The following is a 15550-nucleotide window of genomic DNA, read 5'->3' on the forward strand; positions in this document are numbered from 1 at the left end:
AATTTCCACAATCAAAGTGGAAATTTATAGGTAGCTTAGATAGAAGGTATTTTTATGGAACTATAGAAATTTAATTTTATAGATTCTATATACAGAAATAATTAAAAATTATTCACAGCATTTAACTAAGTTAAAGTTAGCACTTCTTATCTTTTAGGGTTAATTTTCAAAATATTTTAAACATTTTTAGAAGGGGGTGATTATTAAAGTTTAGTTAAGTACTTCTTTATCAGTTAGCATTTGTATCGAGGGTTTATTAGATTCAATTTCTGTTAGTAAAATACTTTTTAATTAAACAAGGAGGTTATATGATGAGGCTGAAAGAGCTTAAAAGAATATTATTGTTACTAGTAATTTGTTTTTCTTTATTGTTCTCTACAACAATCACTCCTGTTGAAGCTGCTTATTCTGGATCAGGAAGTGATGTAATCCTTCAAGGTTTTCATTGGAACTCATGGCAGTATGGAACTTGGAATATCATCACAAATAATGCTGATGCAATCAGTGATGCAGGCTTTACTATGGTTTGGTTCCCACCTGTATCAAAATCTACTGGAGGAACAGGTTATCTACCTAATGAATGGTATAATTTAGACTCTGATCATGGTACTGAGGCTCAACTTAGAGCAGCTGTAAGTGCAATGAACAACAGAGGAATAAAACCTATCGCAGATATCGTTATTAACCATAGAGTTGGGACAACAGATTGGGCTGACTTTAGTAATCCCGCCTTTGATGATAATGCTAAGGCAGTAACTAGTGATGATGAATGGGGTCAGGGAACAGGAAACTATGATACAGGTGATAGTTATGCTGCAGGTCGTGACCTTGATCACACCTATTATGATGTCCAATCAGAGATTAAATATTGGATGAATTGGCTAAAAGATGATGTTGGATTTAAGGGATGGCGTTATGATTATGTCAAAGGTTACTCTGGTTACTATAATGGAATCTATAATGATGCTACCTCACCTTACTTCTCTGTTGGTGAGTTATGGCCAGATATCACTGGTGATTACTATGCTTCAGGTGATAATGTAAATTACCATAGACAAAAATTAATGGATTGGATTGATGCTACAGGAGCAAAATCAACAGCCTTTGACTTTACTACAAAATGGCAGCTAATGCTTGCAACTTCACAAAGCGAGTACTGGAGATTACAGGATTCTAGTGGAAATCCAATTGGAGCGATTGGCTGGTGGCCTGAAATGTCAGTTACCTTCATCGATAACCATGATACAGGACCTTCACCAGATGGTGGTCAAGAGCATTGGCCTTTTGAAATGAGTAAGGTAGAGCAAGGATATGCTTATATCTTAACTCATCCTGGAACACCTTGTGTATATTGGCCTCACTACTTTGACTGGGGTAATGATTTACAATCAAAGATTAAAACCTTAATCAGCCTTAGAAAAGAAAAAGGTATTACCTCTACAAGCCCTGTAAGTATTCAAGTAGCAGATAGTAGTAAATATGCAGCAATAATTAATAGTAGCTTAGCAGTAAAGATTGGTCCTGGTGATTGGAACCCTGGTTCAGGTTGGACTCTTCGAGCTTCTGGTAATGAATGGGCTGTTTGGACACAATAATAACTAAAGCTAGCCAGATATTGTATCTGGCTAGCTTCATTTATAACCCTTAATCACCTATCTTTTTGTATAACCAATAAGAATAAATTGTACTTCCTAAAGAGGCTCCAATTACACCTATTAAGAATAAATAAGTGCTATCCATAAAGATACTCTCTATTAACCCCAATAGACCTCCTAGCATAAATAACTTTCCACCTATTCGATGAGTATGATTCCAGACCTCCTCACTAGATACGGTCCATGGGGTCTTAATTCCCAAAAACCAATTTCGTTTGAAGGTAGGCATATAATTACCCATAGATATCATCAATAATGAGAATAAAATAAAGATAGACCTACTAACATCTTTAATATAACCTAATCCAGATAAGACTGGCATTAGATTAAGAATCACAAAAAAGGTGATAATGGTATCTCTAATTAATAGATATCCCCTATTAAAGCGATTATAATTATCCTTCAAAGGGTCTATTTTAGCCAAAAAATAAAATCCTAAGTAAACTGCCACTCCAATTAAGAGGTTCATAAAAGCACCAAAGGGTTTAGCAGTATAACCATCAACTTCTCCTCTCATGTTCCAATGTGATGGTATCTGCTCAGGTAACTGTGGATAAGCCCAGAGCACAATTCCTAGCCCTAGTAATAAGATAATAATTGCATAAAGATCTCGTTTAATATTAAATTTATTCATCGCTATCCTCTCCTTCAAATATATTAAGAAAGCCATTCATTATCTCTTGAAAAACGGTCATCTTCAAAGAATAATATATCTGTTGTCCTTCTCTTCTATCATCTACCAAATCTGCATTCTTTAGTATCTTCAAGTGATGTGAAATAGAAGGCTTACTGATACTAAACCTCTCTGCTATCTCTCCAGCAGTTAAATCCTTCTCCTTTAATAGTATTAATATCTTACGCCGATTTCCATCAGCTAAAGCTTTAAAAGTCTTGTCAAAATTCAAAGGCACATTCTTTCCACCTTTCCTTTTTAATGATTGCTGACTAATAGCTAATTGCTCTTACCTGTAAAGATATTGTATCAATCTTACTTTTAAATTGATAGTTAATAATTAATTTTATTAGATAATTAGATAATTGTCTAAATATCTAAATTAATTATATGCTTAAAGTAAGGCTTTGTCAATAAAAAAAGACTCCACTTTTATTGGAGTCTTTTTGTACTTATGTTCTATTCTTCCATCTCTGGAAGGAAGATATTCAATAACAATGCTGTTAAAGTTCCTGTAGTAATCCCTGATTGGAAGAAGGTATTTAATTCTTTTGGTAGATGACTTAAAATATCTGGTCTCACAACTACACCTAAACCTAAGCCCAAAGAGATAGCAATAATCAATAGATTCCTTCTATTAAGATCTGCATCATGTAATACTTTAATTCCACTAGCAGCTATCATTCCAAACATTACAATCCCTGCTCCACCCAATACTGGGTTAGGCATAATGGCAATCAATGCCCCTAGCTTAGGGAAGATACCTAAAATCATTAAGATAATCCCAGCTAAGATAACTACAAATCTACTAGCTACCCCTGTTAATGGGATGATTCCAACATTTTGGCTAAAAGAAGTATTAGGACCAGCCCCAAAAACTCCAGCCAACATACTACCTACACCATCAGCCATTAGACCTTTAGAGATATCCTCACTCTCTAACTCCTTATTACAAGCCTCACCAACAGCCAATAAATCTCCAACAGTCTCCACACTAGTTACTAGATAAGCTGGAATAAAAGCTAAAAAGCCTGTTAGACTAAAAGCTACTCCATATTTAAAAGGCATTGGTAAGTTAATTAATGCTGCTTGCTCAACAGCAGAGAAATCTAACATTCCCATTGGATAAGAGATAATATATCCAAATACAATACCTATTAAGATAGCAGCAGAACTCCAAAAACCTTTACCAAATTGGTTCAATGAAACAATTACTGCTAAAACCGCTAAAGATACACCAATATTCTGTAAACTACCATAATCTGCTGCTCCAAAACCACCAGCAGCCCAATCAATTCCTACTGGTAAAACTGTCAATCCAATTAAAGTTACAACACACCCAGTTACCACTGGGGGGAAGAACTTTTTAATTTTAGGAAAGAACTTGCTAATAATCATCTCAATTGGTGCAGCCAATAAGGTTGCTCCAAAAATCCCTGGTAACCCCATAGTACTCCCAACAGCTATCGAAGGACCAACAAAGGTAAAATCAGTTCCCATTATACAAGGTAATTTAGAACCTATCTTCCCAAAGCCCTTAGCCTGAATAAAGGTAGCCAATCCAGCCATAAATAAAGCAGCACTAACCAAATATCCCATCTCTACTGGAGTTAGACCTAATACACCACCGACTACTAAAGGTACAGCTACTATTCCACTAAATGCCGCCACAATATGCTGAATAGCCAAAGGAATAGCAACCTTTAACTCTGGTCTATCTTCAACTCCATAGGATAATTCACTTTCTTTTGTCTGATTAGACTCTAGTTCATTAATAAATTCCTCTTGGTACACTAACTCTTGACCCATCTTATTTCCTCCTAATATAATTATAATTTAAATTTTAAAAACATAAGTAAAGGTAAATCTACCATTATGAGAAGATAATCTGATTATCTTCTAAACTTTCAATAATAGCTAAGGACTCCACTCTAATCCCTTGCTTCCGTAACTGCTTACCACCAGGCTGGAAGCCTTTTTCGATTACAATTCCCACTCCTGCTAACTTAGCCTGAGAATTTTCAACAATCTCTATCAACCCCTGTGAAGCTTGACCCATGGCTAAAAAATCATCAATGATTAAGACATTATCACCTTCATTTAAATATTTAGAAGATACACTTATATCATAGACTTGATTCTTAGTAAAGGATTTTACCTTACCAGTATAGACTTTGCCATCCATAGTAGATGCCTTCTTCTTTTTAGCAAAAAGTACTGGCACACCTAACTCTAATCCTACCATTAAAGCCACTGCAATCCCTGAAGCTTCAATCGTTAAAACCTTGGTAATATCTTCTTGCTCAAAGCGACGAGCAAACTCTTTTCCTATCTCTGCCATCAATTCAGGATCTATTTGGTGATTTAAAAAGGAATCAACTTTTAGAATATTTGATCCAATTAACTTTCCATCTTCCTTAATTTTTGTCTTTAACAATTCCATTCTACTTCCTCCCATTATTTCAATTAATAATTAGTATAATTACTAGTTCAAATTTCAGTTATCAAAAATACAAAAAACCCAGATAGATAGACTTCACCTTTACAAGTGAAACCTACCCATCTGGGTTTTTATCCCTCTGGTGTAATACAAGATGTATCTGTACCGCTTGGACCTGCCACAAGAGCAGTTTACAATTTACAGTTTACAGTTAAGAATTTGATTTTAATATCTTAACTATACACTGTCCACTATCAATTGTACACTCTCCTAGTGCGGAACCCTAGGTACACTTCCACCCGTAGTCAGATAGTTTACGGCCATCTGGTAGAAACTCTCGAGCCTTATTCTCAATATTATACGAGTACTAGCAATATTTATCCTTATTACTAATAAAATAACATACATAAGTTCTTTTTGCAAGAAGAAATTATTAATTAAGCAAATTTCAAAATCAATTTCTCCATAAGGAAAAATAATTTTAGAACCATGAATTTATCAAACTTTTATCTAAAACTAGATAAATAATACCATTAAAATCAATTGCAAAAAAATGTAACTTGTTTTTGGATATAGTTACTCCCTAGAATCTTAAAAACATTTTTTTGTGTAGGTACTCTGTGTAGGTACTCAATGTATTCGACAAAAATGGGGTCAAGTCTTTTTTATATAGCTAAAAAACCTTAAAATATCAGCGTTTATTTTTATGAAATTCGCTTATATTGTACCACTACTTAGGGAGTTTATCAATCCTTTTTCTCTTTAATACGAGTATAGTTATTTTATTTTGCCCCTTATTTCCTTAATCTCTCCTTTTATCTCCTTAATTTCTCCCTTTACTTTTCTCTAAACCCTTGCTATATCAACATTTGTCACCTCCTAAAGATCTATAAGATTTTAAAGGATATACAACAACAGCTACTCCACAGCTAATTCCCACTTTTAATCCCAATTTGCTCTTTTCTGTTTAAAATTTAAAGCTCTAATTTGTTGTTGTTAGCACCTTAAACTAAAAAAGCAGATAGCAGCTTAAAATAAGCTGCTATCTGCTTAATTATAACTGCTAATTACAGTTTATATTTCAAATCTATTAATTAAATTCTGTAACTGTTGTGCCATTTCAGCTAACTCCTGAGATGAATTGGTTATTTCACTTGACATATTTCTAATATTTTGTGATGCACTCATAATTTCATCGCTTCTTTCTGCTAAACTCTGTGTTGATGCTGCTGTCTGTTGAATATGAGCAGACGTTTCTTCACTTGATTCTTCAATTTGAACAAATACTTCTCCTGTCTGTTCTGCAAGTGCTTCTCCTTCCTTTGCCCTAACCTCTACTTCTTTAACAGCTTTTAAACCAACATCTGATTTTTTTCGTATCTTTTTAATCAAGTCAGCTATCTCATTAGTTGCTTTAGCACTCTCTTCTGCTAAGGCCCTTATCTCCTCTGCTACAACTGAAAAACCTTGTCCATGTTCTCCAGCTCTAGCAGCTTCAATAGCAGCATTTAGAGCAAGTAAATTAGTCTGATCAGCTATATTAGTAATCAACTCTATAATCTTTTCTACCTCTGTTGAATTAGTTACTAAATCATTAATTGCTTTAACAGCTTCTTTAACAGCTTTATTAATTTCTTTCATGCCTTCTATTGTATCTCGAACATTTTCTCCTCCAACTTCTGTTTGAGAAGCAGACTCTTGAGCAAAACTCGTTACTTCTTGAGCACTAGCAGAGATTTGTTGAATACTTGCTGACATATCCTCAATAAGGTGATTAGTTGTCTCTATAGTAGCATTTCCTTCTTCAGCAGATGCCGATAACTCCTCACTATAAGCTGATAAATTCTCTATTATTTTCACTAAATCAATCATAACCTCTCGTAAACTATCATGCATTGTATTAAGTGCCTCTGTTAATTTACCAAATTCATCTTCTGATTTACTACCAATTTGCTTTACATCTAACTTACCTGCAGCAATCTTTTGAGCAAAATTCATTGCTTCAATTAATGGGTTAGTTATGTATCTAGCTAAGTACCATGCTATTGCCACTGCTATTACAACTGAGATTATGATCATAATTATTGCAAATATTTTGTCCTCTTTAACCTTTACAAATGCTTCTTTAGCAGGCAATTGAACTATAATACCCCAGCCAGCTTTTTGGGTAGGAACATAGGATGCTAGTTTATCTTCTCCTTTAAAAGTATATTCACTCTTTCCTTGTTTACCCTTTATTACTTCTTTAACAGGAGCTAAATTAGATAAATCAGCCATTTTATCTACAAGTTCTTTGTCAGGATGGGCAATTACCCTACCATTTCTATCCACTACATATCCATATCCTGTCTCTCCAGACTTAGTCTTAGCAGCTAAATCACTTACAAAAGTTAAATCGATACTTGCACCTAATACTCCTACTACCTCTCCATCTCTCTTAATTGGTACAGCAGATACTATAATTGGTACTTTTTCACTTTTTGAAATAATTACATCAGAATAATTAGCCTCTCCCTTAATTGCTTTTTGAAAATACTCTCTATCCGACCTATCTCCTAAAACTCCTGACGTTTTATAAATTTGCATCCCAGATTTATTCATCATGTATATTTGTGATATTGCCTGATACTCTTTAACCACTTCTTTTAATAAATTATCCAGATTATAATTAATCTCCATTTGCGTAATTAAATCAATCTTCGATAATACAGTCATCATATTCTTGATATTTTCCAAATTATTATCTACTATTTTAGTCAAATTTTGGGAAAGTGCCATATTAGTCTTATAAGCAGTTTCTTCTACATATTTTTTGTTTCTACTAACATAAATATAGCTTGTACTTAAAATAATTACCACCAGTACTGTAATAAGAATTAAGATCAACTTTGTTTTAAAACTTTGCTTTAATTTCATAGTTTATCTTCCCCCTCATTGATGTATTTAAAAATTTAATTTGTAATTATAAATATACCTTCATCAAAGTTCTTTTCTGATATAAGCAAATTTCAAAATCAATTTCTCCATAAGGAAAAATAATTTTAGAACTATGAATTTATCAAACTTTTATCTAAAACTAGATAAATAATACCATTAAAATCAATTGTAAAAAAATGTAACTTATTTTTAGGTATAGTTACTCCCTAGAATCTTAAAAACTTTTTTATGTAGGTACTCAATGTATTCGACAAAAATAGGGTGAAGTCTTTTTTGTATAGCTAAAAAACCTTAAAATATCAGCGTTTATTTTTATTAAATTCGCTTATATTGTACCACTCCACCTTTATAAGTGAAAGCTATCCATCTGGGTTTTTTTCTACTGGATAATACAGATGTATCAATACCTCTTAAACTTCAGTGTATAGTGTACAATTTACAGTATACAGTTAAGACCACAAAGTTAAAGACTTTTAACAATTACTCTAATTTTTTATGGCTCTTAACTGTACACTGCTAACTATCAACTGTAAACTGTCTTTTAGGTACACTTCCACTCGTAGTCAGATAGTTTATGGCCATCTGGCAGAAACTATCAAGCCTTATTCTCGATATTATACGAGTACTAACAATATTTGTTCTTATTACTAATAAAATAGCATACATAAGTTCTTTTTGCAAGAAGAACTTATTAATTAAGCAAATTTCAAAATCAATTTCTCCATAAGGAAAAATAATTTTAGAACAGCGTTTATTTTTATGAAATTCGCTTAATTATATAAATTATAACTTGTTGAATAATTAATTTGAGTTAAACTTTTAAATTTCAGAAATACCCTTTTAATTTATCTATTCCAAGGAAAAATATTGGTTATAATGCCATTATCTTCATCAATTAATTTTTTACAACAACTATAAGTATTATCATACACATTGGCTGTAGTGATCTCAAAAGATAATTGAATAGAATCATTTGAACAAATTAGGTGCAACTTATATCCTTTGTAAAAACCTAATCTAGTTGATGGACCACTTTTAGCTTGTGAGTCATATTGAGAACTTCTTAAATCAGTACTATCAATAGAACATATTCTAGTATCAGGATTCAATAATAGAACAACCATCTTATATAATTTATCGAAATCTCTATTTTCAATTTTATTAAACCTAATGCAGAATCTTAAATGATCNATAAATTATAACTTGTTGAATAATTAATTTGAGTTAAACTTTTAAATTTCAGAAATACCCTTTTAATTTATCTATTCCAAGGAAAAATATTGGTTATAATGCCATTATCTTCATCAATTAATTTTTTACAACAACTATAAGTATTATCATACACATTGGCTGTAGTGATCTCAAAAGATAATTGAATAGAATCATTTGAACAAATTAGGTGCAACTTATATCCTTTGTAAAAACCTAATCTAGTTGATGGACCACTTTTAGCTTGTGAGTCATATTGAGAACTTCTTAAATCAGTACTATCAATAGAACATATTCTAGTATCAGGATTCAATAATAGAACAACCATCTTATATAATTTATCGAAATCTCTATTTTCAATTTTATTAAACCTAATGCAGAATCTTAAATGATCTGGAACCTTTGCTAAACCAATTATACTACGAGCTATAGGGTGGCTAGATAGTTTCCATTCTAATTCTCTTAAGCAATAGATTTTATTCATAACCATGTATAATTTAAACTTTATTATCTGTAAATCTGCGTATTTCTTAGGTCTACCACTTCTTGTTTCATCAGAAGATGAAACAGAGTGGTTATAAATAATACTTAATTTATCACAAAGTTTATTAAATGGGTTTTCTTTTAGTTCATCAAAGGGTATAATCATGTTAGTCGTCCTTTCTGGGATTTGTTTGTTTGCACTTACATGATACCAGAAACGGGCGACTTTTTCATTTTAACATTTGTGAAATTTGGTTATTCAACAGCCTAAAATCATTAAAATTTAACGCGTTGTGCTAGTATGAGAACTGATACAATAGAGAGATATTATCACACTTTTATAGTTAAAAATTAAGTTCAAAACCTCACACCTCACCCCTTAATCCCCCTACGAGTAATACAGTTCAATTACTCTTCGTACACAACCAGTCTCTCCTTAACTAATAAGAGGGTAAACTTTTTCTCTTTTACTTTTCTCCCTTCTCCTAAGAGTAGGAGAAGGGTTGGGGATGAGGTGTGAAAATTGTCGCAATATACCCATAAAAATACACTATTGATATTTAAATTTAATTAACACAACCGGTAAATTTAATATAATTTAATATAAAATTAAAGGAGATATTGCTGATATTAGCAATATCTCCTTTATAAAAAATTCTATTATTTAACTACGTTTAACATATAAACCTCATCTTTAGTATCATGTCTAACAGTACTACCACTTGAAACAATTTCATCTTGAAAATCATCGTGATTCACATAAGATAAAATCCTGCAATTACGTCCAATCTGAGTATTAGCTGGAATATGAGCCTTTTTAGCTATCACAGTTAAGCCATTTGTTAATAGATCTGATTTCTCTAAATTAGGAGTATAATCATTCCCAAACCCTATATGGCAATTTTCCCCAACAACTACATCCTTATCAACTATACATTTACATACTATCGAATCTTTTTTAACAATAGTATTGTTGAATATAATAGAATCTCTAACTACTGCCCCTTCTTCAATTATCACTCCTGGAGAGATAACAGAGTTCTCTACCACCCCATTAATAATTGAACCATTGGAGATAAGGCTTGCAATTGCTCTACCTTTACTTCCAAACTTGACAGGTGGTTCCTCTTCAGTCCTTGTATGAATCCGCCAATTCTTATCATATAAATTCAGTTCTGGTAATGGATCTGTTAATGATAGATTTGTTTCCCAGAAGGATTTAAGAGTACCAACATCCTTCCAATAGCCTTTATATTCATAGGCAAATACATTGTTATTTTCAATCATCTCTGGAATAATATGATGACCAAAATCAGAATTCTCCTGATCACAGAAACTCTCTAATTTCTCAATTAATACATCTGCTGTAAAGACATAAATCCCCATTGAAGCTAAATTACTAGGTGGATTTTCAGGCTTCTCTTTAAAATCTACAATCTGCATATTATTATTTGCTTCTAAAATTCCAAACTGATGGGCATCTTCCCAAGCAACCCTCTGAGTTGCAATAGTTAAATCTGCATTCTTTTCTGTATGAAATGATATCATTTCATCATAATTCATTTTATATACATGATCTCCAGAGAGAACAACTACATATTTAGGATTATGCTTTTTAATGAAATTAATATTTTGGTAAACAGCATGTGCAGTACCTTGATACCAACCACCTTTTCTCCCAGTATAAGGCTGTAATATCGTTACTCCACCCATTCTGCGATCTAAGTCCCATGGTTTTCCTATGCCAATATGATCATTTAATGATAATGGTAAGTATTGTGTTAAAACTCCAATATCATAGATTCCAGAATTGACACAATTACTTAAAGCAAAGTCTATTAATCTAAACTTACCTGCAAAAGGTACACTAGGCTTAGCTCTATTTTCTGATAAAATATCCAACCTTGTTCCTCTACCACCTGCTAATATTAATGCTAATGTCTTCATTATATTCCTCCTAATTATTTGTTTATAGATTATTTTCCAAATAACATCTTATAATCTTATAAATATATATTAAGTTAATATTTCATATAAGATATTAATAATCTTCTCTTTAAAACTAGCTATAAATTTGCTATATATGAGCTAATACTATATAATTTCTACACATTAATTCCTCCTTATATAAGAATTTATTTTTAAATAATATAAAACAAAAAAATAAAGATAAAGTTTAGATAGTCTTTAAACCCATCTTAAATCTCTACCTCTTTATATATAGCCAAAGCAATTGTATATATCATATATATTCTTCCTAATACATTTTATTCATAATTTATTGATTTTAATTTAAATAATTTGTAATTACTTCTTATACTATAAGATAAGTGGAATTAATAATTTTCATATAGAAAATAAAAATAAAAACTTTTTTTGACACTGATTCCCGCTGATGAAGATCTGATTTAAAATCTTAATAATTTTTATTTTTTAATCCGTTTTTATCTGCGTAAATCTGCGTCTAAACCTTCTTTTTTATATTAACTTTAGTATGAAGAACTTTAATTCAATCTATATAATACAAAATTGATATAATTTAGAAGATATTGAACATTTGAGTAACTAGTCAGAAGTGATGAATAACCAGCAAGAATCTAATTTGCTAACTGTTACTCATCACTGCTGTAATATAACTATTAATCATTAACTTATATTAAAATTTAAATAATACAATGGATTATAATTATATTCTTACACAAAAAAGACCACTTTAACTTTAAAGCAGTCTTTTCACAATTATCCCTATTAAATTTTTAAAAATCATTCTGCTATTATCCAGTTTCAACTAAGGAGAGTTCTTCTTCCATTAATGGTTTAACAGTAGTACCACTTGCTATTGTTTTTTCATCTCCAAAGTCCTTTTCCTTAATATAAGGTAAAACTCTACAATTACGACCTATTTTAGTCTTACTTGGAATAGCTGCACCTTTACCGATTACTGTTAGTCCTGTTTTATATAGTTTGGGCTTATCTACGTTAGCTGTTAGATCATTGCCAAACCCTATATGGGACTTCTCACCAACTACAACCCCTTTATCTATAACTGAGCTAAAGACAATTGAATCTGCTTTAATCCTAGTATTATTAAATATTATCGAATCCCTTACTACTGCACCTTCTTCAATATAGACTCCAGGTGATATTATCGAATTCTCTACAACACCATTAATGATAGACCCACTTGAAATTAAACTCTGCTTGGCACTACCTTTGGCTCCAAATTTTGCTGGTGGCTGTTCTGTACTTCTAGTATGAATCTTCCAATTATCATCATAAAGATTCAATTCTGGTACAGGAGCTGCTAAAGATAGATTGGTCTCCCAGAAAGATTGAATAGTTCCTACATCTCTCCAATATCCCTCAAATTCATAAGAAAATGTCTTAGAACTTTCAATTATTGGTGGAATAATATGATGTCCAAAATCAGAATTCTCCTGATTACAGTGCTCTTCTAACATATCAATTAGAAGATCTGCATTAAATACATAAATCCCCATTGAAGCTAGGTTATTTAATGGCTCCTCTGGTTTTTCTTTAAAGTCCATAATCTCTAAATTATCATCAGTCTCTAAGATTCCAAAGCGATTTGCCTCTTCCCAAGGTACTCTTTGGGCAGCAATAGTCAGTTCAGCACCCTTGTTACGATGATAATCTATCATCTGACTATAATCCATCTTATAAACATGATCTCCTGATAAAATTAGTACATATTTAGGATTATTCTTCTTTATATAATTGATGTTTTGGCAGACTGCATGGGCTGTTCCTTGGTACCAACCATATTTCTTATCCTTTCCTGTATAAGGTTGTAGTAGACTAATACCACCTATCTTCCTGTCCAAATCCCAAGGTTTACCTATCCCAATATGGTCATGAAGGGACATAGGAAGATATTGGGTTAGTACACCTACGTTATAAATTCCCGAGTTTACACAGTTACTTAATGCAAAATCAATTAGTCTTAACTTTCCTGCAAAAGGCACACTAGGTTTAGCACGATATTCTGTCAAAACATCTAATCGTGTTCCCCTACCGCCAGCTAAAATTAATGCTAAAGTTTCCACACTACCACTCCTAATTAAATTTTTATCGTTAATATAACAATTACACCTTTATTTTGATCATAATCTGCTTCTATTATTACTATCTTATCAATATTATATTTAATTTGAATAAAGGTACAGTAAAGCTCTCTTCTCACCACTGTTTTATTCGATAAATTACCACAAAATCTAATTTATATAAGAAAATACGCTTGTATACCTTCTTTAAAAGCTTCAATATGTAGAAATAATATAAACTGAACAATATAATTGACAGTTCAACTATGTTGTTATATGATATTAGTTGACTTATCAACCAAAGATGTGAACTATCCATATATAAAAGGTAGGATGTAAATTACTTATCAATATCTGATTATTAAACTAATATAGTTTTATTCGATTAGAGATCTAGTAATTATTAGAATAGACAAGACAGTTCCTTTATTAATAAGTTTATATCAAACAAAGAAATCTTGAAAAATATATGGTATCTACGTGGCTGATAGAACCTTAAAAACCTAACATAAGAATTAACAACTGATTAATTTCAAATTTTTAAGGATAATAATAAAGATACGTTACAATTTAAGGTTTAAAATATAAAAATTTAAAGGAGGAATAAATATGGAAGAAAATAAATCAGACCGCTTAGGAACAGAGCCAATAGTACCTTTATTACTTAAATTATCTATACCATCAATTTTAGGGATGGCGATACAAGCATTATATAATGTAGTAGATAGTATCTATATTGGTAGAGTAAGCACTGAAGCTTTATCAGCACTCTCTCTAGCATTTCCAATACAGATGGTGCTAATAGCCATTGCTGTTGGTACTGGAGTGGGAACAAGCTCTTTAATCTCTAGATTATTAGGTGAAAAGAAGGAGCATCGTGCTAATAATGTAGCTGAACATGTTATCTTTGTTACAATTGTCTATGGAATTATAGCTGCTTTAGTAGGTTTCTTCTTTACTAAAGAAATTTTTACTATCTTCACCCAAGACCCTATACTACTTGAATTGGGTGTAGAATATACTAAAATTATCTTCATCGGCTCTTTAGCAATGTTCTTCCCAATGATAGCTAATAATATCCTCCGTGGCGAAGGAAACACTATCATGCCAATGGTCACATTACTAATTGGTGCAATCTTAAATATTATCTTAGATCCTTTCTTTATCTTTGGAATTGGAATATTTCCTGAATTGGGCGTAGCGGGAGCAGCCTATGCAACAGTTATCTCAAGAATAATCAGTGGATTATTTATACTCTTTATCCTATTTAGTGATAAGAATCAGATTAAATTAAAATTAGAGGAGTTCCAATTTGATCTAAGTATTATCAAAGGAATTTATCAAGTTGGTTTCCCTGCAATGATTATGCAACTATTAGCAAGTGTCATGATTGCAGGGGTTAATATGATTGTAGGGGGTTATAACTTAACAGCTATTGCTGTTATGGGGGTCTACTTTAGATTACAGTCCTTTGTCTTTATGCCAGTCTTTGGTTTAAATCAAGGATTTATGCCGATAGTAGGATATAATTATGGTCATAACAATCCTCAAAGAATGAAAAAGACGATTAAATACTCTATCTTAATCGCTTTCTCTTTTACCACAGCAGGTCTTATAGTATTTCAATTGTTCCCTAAAGAGTTATTATTATTATTTAATAAAGATCAAGAGTTATTAAGTATTGGAGAGGTTGCATTAAGAAGAATCAGTTTGGCCTTTCCTATAATTGGTCCTGCTATTATCGGCTCCACTACCTTCCAAGCTATTGGAAAGGGATTTCCAAGTCTACTACTTTCATTCTTAAGGCAGATGATATTACTCTTACCGATTATGTATATATTAGGTGAGTTGTTTGGCTTAGATGCACTATGGTTTTCCTTCCCAATCTCTGAATTAATAGCAACAATTCTAATGATATTCTGGTTAAAATCTACTTTAAAAGAGGTCTTTTCTAGGATGAGAAAGAGAAATTTAGCTATTAATTAAAAGAATCCACTCATATGAGTGGATTCTTTGTATTTCTAGATATTTAATTTTAAAATTATATTTATATAGAATTATGATGAATATAATTTATTTTAGAATTAAA

At 31.7% G+C, this 15550-nt stretch carries 10 protein-coding genes, 1 pseudogene and 2 riboswitches; of the genes and pseudogenes, 2 read left to right on the top strand and 9 right to left on the bottom strand.

The genetic code is table 11. The annotated features are described in order from the left end of the window. The first annotated feature begins 311 nt into the window (after positions 1-311). Positions 312-1595, top strand: a complete 1284-nt coding sequence (locus U472_RS11740) for an alpha-amylase C-terminal beta-sheet domain-containing protein (RefSeq protein WP_245684794.1) — start codon at positions 312-314, stop codon at positions 1593-1595. A gap of 49 nt (positions 1596-1644) precedes the next feature. Here the strand turns inward: U472_RS11740 and U472_RS11745 are convergent, their stop codons facing one another. The 9 genes and pseudogenes from U472_RS11745 to U472_RS11785 all read right to left on the bottom strand — a co-directional run bounded on the left by U472_RS11745 (position 1645) and on the right by U472_RS11785 (position 13464). Next, complete coding sequence (locus U472_RS11745) at positions 1645-2289, bottom strand: SdpI family protein (protein WP_176714166.1); 645 nt, start codon at positions 2287-2289, stop codon at positions 1645-1647. Then, positions 2282-2560 carry an autorepressor SdpR family transcription factor gene (locus U472_RS11750; protein ID WP_068718917.1) on the bottom strand — a complete coding sequence of 93 codons (279 nt, stop codon included), beginning with the start codon at positions 2558-2560 and terminating at the stop codon, positions 2282-2284. Before U472_RS11750 ends, U472_RS11745 begins: the two co-directional genes overlap by 8 nt. A 227-nt stretch (positions 2561-2787) precedes the next feature. Continuing rightward, the gene (locus U472_RS11755) at positions 2788-4137 is read right to left on the bottom strand and encodes a nucleobase:cation symporter-2 family protein (RefSeq protein ID WP_068718683.1); all 1350 of its coding nucleotides are present in this window, start codon (positions 4135-4137) and stop codon (positions 2788-2790) included. A gap of 64 nt (positions 4138-4201) precedes the next feature. After that, the gene (locus U472_RS11760; protein ID WP_068718686.1) at positions 4202-4771 is read right to left on the bottom strand and encodes a xanthine phosphoribosyltransferase; all 570 of its coding nucleotides are present in this window, start codon (positions 4769-4771) and stop codon (positions 4202-4204) included. A gap of 279 nt (positions 4772-5050) precedes the next feature. Continuing rightward, a riboswitch (purine riboswitch) is annotated at positions 5051-5152 on the bottom strand. A gap of 690 nt (positions 5153-5842) precedes the next feature. Next, positions 5843-7684: a methyl-accepting chemotaxis protein gene (locus U472_RS11765; RefSeq protein WP_068718688.1), complete on the bottom strand. Its 1842-nt coding sequence runs from the start codon at positions 7682-7684 to the stop codon at positions 5843-5845. A 561-nt stretch (positions 7685-8245) separates the two neighbouring features. Continuing rightward, a riboswitch (purine riboswitch) is annotated at positions 8246-8347 on the bottom strand. A gap of 278 nt (positions 8348-8625) precedes the next feature. Then, positions 8626-8895 (bottom strand): annotated as a pseudogene (locus tag U472_RS11770) (transposase); the annotation flags it as partial. A gap of 68 nt (positions 8896-8963) precedes the next feature. Next, positions 8964-9563 carry a transposase gene (locus U472_RS11775; protein ID WP_068718692.1) on the bottom strand — a complete coding sequence of 200 codons (600 nt, stop codon included), beginning with the start codon at positions 9561-9563 and terminating at the stop codon, positions 8964-8966. A gap of 494 nt (positions 9564-10057) precedes the next feature. Further along, positions 10058-11344 carry a glucose-1-phosphate adenylyltransferase gene (locus U472_RS11780; RefSeq protein WP_068718694.1) on the bottom strand — a complete coding sequence of 429 codons (1287 nt, stop codon included), beginning with the start codon at positions 11342-11344 and terminating at the stop codon, positions 10058-10060. A gap of 827 nt (positions 11345-12171) precedes the next feature. Then, positions 12172-13464: a glucose-1-phosphate adenylyltransferase gene (locus U472_RS11785; RefSeq protein WP_068718696.1), complete on the bottom strand. Its 1293-nt coding sequence runs from the start codon at positions 13462-13464 to the stop codon at positions 12172-12174. 606 nt (positions 13465-14070) lie between these two features. Between U472_RS11785 and U472_RS11790 the strand changes: the two genes are divergently transcribed. Then, positions 14071-15447: an MATE family efflux transporter gene (locus U472_RS11790; protein ID WP_068718697.1), complete on the top strand. Its 1377-nt coding sequence runs from the start codon at positions 14071-14073 to the stop codon at positions 15445-15447. Positions 15448-15550: the final 103 nt, after the last annotated feature.

The organism is Orenia metallireducens, assembly GCF_001693735.1.
GTDB lineage: Bacteria > Bacillota > Halanaerobiia > Halobacteroidales > Halobacteroidaceae > Orenia > Orenia metallireducens.

Bases quoted from the DNA above. Each gene is read 5' to 3' on its own strand.
- U472_RS11775 (WP_068718692.1), bottom strand. From the start codon at position 9,563: ATGATTATACCCTTTGATGAACTAAAAGAAAACCCATTTAATAAACTT.
- U472_RS11755 (WP_068718683.1), bottom strand. From the start codon at position 4,137: ATGGGTCAAGAGTTAGTGTACCAAGAGGAATTTATTAATGAACTAGAG.
- U472_RS11780 (WP_068718694.1), bottom strand. From the start codon at position 11,344: ATGAAGACATTAGCATTAATATTAGCAGGTGGTAGAGGAACAAGGTTG.
- U472_RS11765 (WP_068718688.1), bottom strand. From the start codon at position 7,684: ATGAAATTAAAGCAAAGTTTTAAAACAAAGTTGATCTTAATTCTTATT.
- U472_RS11760 (WP_068718686.1), bottom strand. From the start codon at position 4,771: ATGGAATTGTTAAAGACAAAAATTAAGGAAGATGGAAAGTTAATTGGA.
- U472_RS11790 (WP_068718697.1), top strand. From the start codon at position 14,071: ATGGAAGAAAATAAATCAGACCGCTTAGGAACAGAGCCAATAGTACCT.
- U472_RS11740 (WP_245684794.1), top strand. From the start codon at position 312: ATGAGGCTGAAAGAGCTTAAAAGAATATTATTGTTACTAGTAATTTGT.
- U472_RS11745 (WP_176714166.1), bottom strand. From the start codon at position 2,289: ATGAATAAATTTAATATTAAACGAGATCTTTATGCAATTATTATCTTA.